Raw genomic sequence first — 4,018 nt, 5'->3', positions numbered from 1 at the left:
GCGCAGCGCCGGGGCGCCTACCACGCACTGCCGGCTTTCCCCCAGCACCTTCATGACCAGATCACTGCTTTCCAGCGGCGGAAAGCGCACCCGCAGGGCGATGTCGATGCCTTCCTGGATCAGGTCCACCTGGCGGTTGGTGCTCTGCACATGCAGTTCCACCAGCGGGTACTGCACCATGAAGCGCGCCAGCATCGGGCCGACCCAGAAGTTCAGCAGCGCCGTCGGGCAGCTCAGGTTCACCACCCCGCGCGGTTCGGAGCGATGCTGCTCGACGGCCTCGGTGGCAGCCGCCGCTTCCACCAGCATCGCCACGCAGTGCCGGTAGAACACCTGGCCGATCTCGGTCACCGAAAAGTGCCGCGTCGAACGCTGGATCAGCCGCACGCCCAGGCGCTCCTCCAGCGCGGCGATGCGCCGGCTGAGCTTCGACTTCGGCTCGTCCAGGGCGCGGCCGGCGGGGGTGAAACCGCCGTGCTCGACCACTTGGGCGAAGTAATAGAGGTCGTTGAGATCGTCCATTCCAGTGTTCCTTTAGTGGAACACTGATAGTAGTTTTTGCTGACTACCGAGGCAATTGTTCCATCCGTATCGTGACCTCCATGCACTGACAGGAGGCACCCCATGAAACAGATTCTTGGCATCTACAGCGCCGCGCGACCGCATTGGGTCGGTGACGGCTTCCCGGTTCGCACACTGTTTTCCTACGACAGCCTCGGCGAGCACCTCAGCCCCTTCCTGCTGCTCGACCACGCCGGCCCCCACGCTTTCGGCCCCAGTTCGGTGCGCCGTGGCGTTGGCCAGCACCCGCATCGGGGCTTCGAGACGGTGACCCTGGTCTATGAGGGCGAGCTGGAGCACCGCGACTCCAGCGGTGGCGGCGGCCGCATCGGCCCGGGCGACGTGCAATGGATGACCGCCGGCGACGGCATCCTCCACGAGGAATACCACTCGCCGGACTTCGCCCGCAGTGGCGGCAACCTGCACATGGCCCAGCTGTGGGTCAACCTGCCGGCCCGTCACAAGCGCACCGCAGCGGCTTACCAGACGCTGCTGAGCGGCGACATTCCGCGCATCGAACTGGCCGACGGCGCCGGCAGCCTGCGGGTGATCGCCGGCGACTACGCCGGCCACGTCGGCCCGGCCCACACCTTCAGCCCGCTGGATGTCTGGGACCTGCACCTGCAACCCGGCCGTCCGCTGGAACTGACGGTCAAGGCCGGGCGCAACACCGCCCTGGTGGTGCTGCGCGGCAACGTCCGGCTGGGTAGCGGCGAAGCACTGCGCGAAGGCCAACTGGCCCTGTTCGACAGGCGCGGCGACAGCCTGCTGCTGGAAGCCGAGACCGACGCCCTGGTGCTGCTGCTCAGCGGCGAGCCGCTGAACGAGCCCATCGTGGGCTATGGCCCCTTCGTGATGAACAGCGAAAGCGAGATCCAGCAGGCCATTGCCGACGTCCAGAGCGGCCGTTTCGGACAGATGACTCGCTGATGTCATACCCCGGACTCAGGCGTCGCCTAGTCTGGATAAACGCCCGCGCAGGAGGCGCGGGCCATAAAGGCGGGAGGCCTTACCAGGAGAAACCGACATGACCAACTTCTCTCAGATTGCCAACTTCAACGGCCAGCGCCCGGTGATCGATCCGGACGATACCGCCATGCTGCTCATCGACCACCAGAGCGGCCTGTTCCAGACGGTCAAGGACATGCCCATGACCGAGCTGCGCAACAACGCCATCACCCTGGCGCGGATCGCCACCCTGGCGAAGATCCCGGTGATCACCACGGCCTCGGTGCCGCAGGGCCCCAATGGCCCCCTGATCCCCGAGATCCCCGAGGCCGCGCCGCATGCGCAGTACGTGGCGCGCAAGGGTGAGATCAACGCCTGGGACAACCCTGAATTCGTCGCCGCCGTCGAGGCCACCGGCAAGAAGACCCTGGTGATCGCCGGCACCATCACCAGCGTGTGCATGGCCTTCCCGGCAATTGCCGCAGTCAACGCCGGCTACCGGGTATTCGCCGTGATCGACGCCTCCGGCACCTACTCCAAGGCCGCACAGGAAATCACCCTGGCCCGTGTCGTCCAGGCCGGTGTGGTGCCCATGGATACCGCCGCCGTGGCCTCGGAAATCCAGCGCACCTGGAACCGCCCGGACGCCGCGCAGTGGGCCGAGGCCTACAGCCTGATCTTCCCGCACTACCGCCTGCTGATCGAAAGCTACACCAAGGCCCAGCAGGTGGTGACCGAACACGAAGTGCTGGACTCCCAGCGCTGATCCAACCCCGCCCGGCTCCGGCCGGGCTTCAACCCCAACGAGGAAACGCCATGAGCAAGCCCTACGTCCGTCTCGACAAGACCCAGGCCGCCGTATTGCTGGTCGACCACCAGGCCGGTCTGCTCTCGCTGGTGCGCGACATCGAACCGGACAAATTCAAGAACAACGTCCTGGCCCTGGCCGACCTGGCCAAGTACTTCAAGCTGCCGACCATCCTCACCACCAGCTTCGAGAGCGGCCCCAACGGCCCGCTGGTTCCCGAACTCAAGGACCTGTTCCCCGACGCGCCCTACATCGCCCGGCCCGGCAACATCAACGCCTGGGACAACGAGGACTTCGTCAAGGCGGTGAAGGCCACCGGCAAGAAACAGCTGATCATCGCCGGCGTGGTCACCGAGGTCTGCGTGGCCTTCCCGGCGCTGTCGGCGCTGGAAGAGGGTTTCGACGTGTTCGTGGTCGCCGATGCTTCGGGCACCTTCAACGAAGTCACCCGTGATGCCGCCTGGCGCCGCATGGAGGCTGCCGGCGCGCAGATGATGACCTGGTTCGGCGTGGCCTGTGAGCTGCACCGCGATTGGCGCAACGACATCGAAGGCCTGGCTGCGCTGTTCTCCAACCACATCCCTGACTACCGCAACCTGATCACCAGCTACAGCACCCTCACCGCGAAGAAATAAGGTGGGTGTCCGCCGGGCCGGCGCAGCGAGGCCGGCCCGGCGGGGTAGTCATCGTTCTTTCGGGCCGGCTATGTAGCCGGGGCGTTCCAGGGCCAGCTCATAGAGCTGGCGGGCTTCGCAGACCAGCGGGGCGAGGGCGGAGGCGAAGCGGGCGGTGGCGCGGATGAGGCCGCTGTCGCTGTCGTCTTCCATCGGTTGCAGCAGGTCTTCTACCGCCGTGATGCGGCGCAGGGCGGCTTCGCGCAGGTGTTCGACCGGGGCGAGGGCGTTGATGAAAAGGACTTCCTCGCCGAACTGGCCGGTGAGGGGAATAGGCAGGAATTCACGCATGGGGGACCTCCGGGTGGAGGGTTGAAGCGGGGTGAGGCGGACGGTGGTGCGCGGGGGAGAAAGGGGGATAGTTCATGTCGGCTCTCTTGAAAGATCAAGTAACCGCCAATCGACCTTCCTACGGGTAGAGAGGCGGACCGTGCAAGGGTAGGAAACCCGTCCAGAGCCAAAACGGGCAGGCCGAAGCCTCCTCACACGGCCGCCATAAATGCACGAGGTCGCAGGAAAACTGCTGCGAATCGTGGCTACGGTGCTACCGCTGTTCTAGCTCTATCAGGTTCCTACACCCGACCGCGATGACGCTGCGGCGAACCAGAGGCTAGGGACGGCGCTCGTAGGCCCGCAAGGCTAATGGCCTGTGGGACTTTTCGGTTGGTGACCGCGATACCGAGGCAGGACATTGCCGACAGAGTGAAATCTGCCTCATCTGGCTTCCCAATCCGTGGGAATGCAGGTGCTCCCCTGTAGGGCCTTGATTGTGTTTTGTAGGAGCGGACTCCGTCCGCGATGTGCCTGCATCGCGCCAGGGTTTCTCGCGTCGCTTTGGCGTGCGCGCGGACCCCGTGTTTCGCCCCCTCGGGCGACCTACTTTGGCAAACGACCCAAAGTAGGCAAAGGTCTTGCCCCGGACATCCGGTTTTTCGCCTAGGCGAAAAATTCCCTCGTTGAAGCGGAGTTTCAGGGGCACGCTGCGAAGGGCCATCCCTGGCCCATCGCAGCTCTCGCGACATCCATG

At 65.3% G+C, this 4,018-nt stretch carries 5 protein-coding genes; 3 read left to right on the top strand and 2 right to left on the bottom strand.

Features of this window, described 5'->3' with window-relative positions; genetic code table 11:
* Positions 1–522: LysR family transcriptional regulator (locus ACCC94_RS28345; protein WP_413352918.1), on the bottom strand; the 522-nt coding region annotated here is incomplete at its 3' end.
* 102 nt (positions 523–624) lie between these two features.
* Between ACCC94_RS28345 and ACCC94_RS28340 the strand changes: the two genes are divergently transcribed.
* From ACCC94_RS28340 to ycaC, 3 genes are all read left to right on the top strand, one after another.
* Positions 625–1,491, top strand: coding sequence for a pirin family protein (locus tag ACCC94_RS28340; protein ID WP_413352917.1), 867 nt, complete (start codon positions 625–627; stop codon positions 1,489–1,491).
* 97 nt (positions 1,492–1,588) lie between these two features.
* The gene (locus ACCC94_RS28335) at positions 1,589–2,275 is read left to right on the top strand and encodes a hydrolase (RefSeq protein WP_413352916.1); all 687 of its coding nucleotides are present in this window, start codon (positions 1,589–1,591) and stop codon (positions 2,273–2,275) included.
* A gap of 50 nt (positions 2,276–2,325) precedes the next feature.
* On the top strand, positions 2,326–2,952 hold the full coding sequence (gene ycaC / locus ACCC94_RS28330) for an isochorismate family cysteine hydrolase YcaC (protein WP_413352915.1): 627 nt from the start codon (positions 2,326–2,328) through the stop codon (positions 2,950–2,952).
* 48 nt (positions 2,953–3,000) lie between these two features.
* Here ycaC and ACCC94_RS28325 read toward each other — a convergent pair whose 3' ends face one another.
* Positions 3,001–3,282: a hypothetical protein gene (locus tag ACCC94_RS28325; RefSeq protein WP_413352914.1), complete on the bottom strand. Its 282-nt coding sequence runs from the start codon at positions 3,280–3,282 to the stop codon at positions 3,001–3,003.
* Positions 3,283–4,018: the final 736 nt, after the last annotated feature.

Origin of the sequence: Pseudomonas sp. Pseusp97 (genome assembly GCF_047304025.1) — a bacterium.
In the GTDB taxonomy this organism is placed as follows: Bacteria; Pseudomonadota; Gammaproteobacteria; order Pseudomonadales; family Pseudomonadaceae; genus Pseudomonas.
The sequence above is the reverse complement of the archived record's forward strand: the minus strand, read 5'-3'. Positions and strand labels throughout refer to the sequence as shown.

Bases quoted from the DNA above. Each gene is read 5' to 3' on its own strand.
- ACCC94_RS28340 (WP_413352917.1), top strand. From the start codon at position 625: ATGAAACAGATTCTTGGCATCTACAGCGCCGCGCGACCGCATTGGGTC.
- ACCC94_RS28335 (WP_413352916.1), top strand. From the start codon at position 1,589: ATGACCAACTTCTCTCAGATTGCCAACTTCAACGGCCAGCGCCCGGTG.
- ycaC (WP_413352915.1), top strand. From the start codon at position 2,326: ATGAGCAAGCCCTACGTCCGTCTCGACAAGACCCAGGCCGCCGTATTG.
- ACCC94_RS28325 (WP_413352914.1), bottom strand. From the start codon at position 3,282: ATGCGTGAATTCCTGCCTATTCCCCTCACCGGCCAGTTCGGCGAGGAA.